This window comes from Nocardioides albidus (genome assembly GCF_006335005.1).
Taxonomy (GTDB): Bacteria; Actinomycetota; Actinomycetes; order Propionibacteriales; family Nocardioidaceae; genus Nocardioides; species Nocardioides albidus.
Genome location: NZ_VDMP01000025.1, coordinates 247,289 through 248,229 on the forward strand (window position 1 = coordinate 247,289; position 941 = coordinate 248,229).

At 66.5% G+C, this 941-nt stretch carries 1 protein-coding gene; it reads left to right on the plus strand.

All coding sequences use genetic code 11. The features are described 5' to 3' along the window. Window positions 1-846, plus strand: an 846-nt coding sequence (dnaA, locus tag FHP29_RS14355) for a chromosomal replication initiator protein DnaA (protein WP_139623807.1), incomplete at its 5' end; no start/stop codon positions are given. Between the last annotated feature and the right edge of the window lie 95 nt (window positions 847-941).

The following is a 941-nucleotide window of genomic DNA, read 5'->3' on the forward strand; positions in this document are numbered from 1 at the left end:
TACGCCGGCTCCAAGGTGCGCTACGTCTCCAGCGAGGAGTTCACCAACGAGTTCATCAACGCGATCCGCGACGACCGGCAGGACCGGTTCAAGCGGAAGTACCGCGACGTGGACGTCCTCCTCATCGACGACATCCAGTTCCTGGAGGGCAAGACCCAGACCCAGGAGGAGTTCTTCCACACGTTCAACACCCTCCACAACGCCAACAAGCAGATCGTGCTGACCTCCGACCGCCCGCCCAAGCGGCTCGAGGCGCTCGAGGACCGGCTGCGCAACCGGTTCGAGTGGGGCCTGATCACCGACGTCCAGCCGCCCGACCTCGAGACCCGGATCGCGATCCTGCGCAAGAAGGCCGCGATGGACCGGCTCACCGCGCCCTCCGACGTGCTCGAGTTCATCGCGAGCAAGATCCAGACCAACATCCGCGAGCTCGAGGGCGCCCTCATCCGGGTGACGGCCTTCGCCAACCTCAACCGCCAGGACGTCGACATGACGCTGGCCGAGATCGTGCTCAAGGACCTCATCCCCGAGGGCGGTGAGCCGGAGATCACCGCCTCGCTCATCATCGCCCAGACCGCGGCGTACTTCGGGCTCTCCATCGACGAGCTCACCGGCCCCAGCCGCGGGCGCCACCTCGTGATGGCCCGGCAGATCGCGATGTACCTGTGCCGCGAGCTCACCGGGCTGTCCCTGCCGAAGATCGGCGCGCAGTTCGGCAACCGCGACCACACGACCGTGATGTACGCCGAGCGGAAGATCAACCAGCTCCTCGGCGAGCGCCGCGCCGTGTTCAACCAGGTCAGCGAGCTCACCAACCGGGTCAAGATGCAGGCCCGCCAGAGTTGATGGGCGCGAGCCGCGCCTGGCACGACCTGTGGAGAACTCACCCGGAATTGTGGGAACTACACGGGGAGGATTCCGTGGAGGCGCCGATGCGGCCC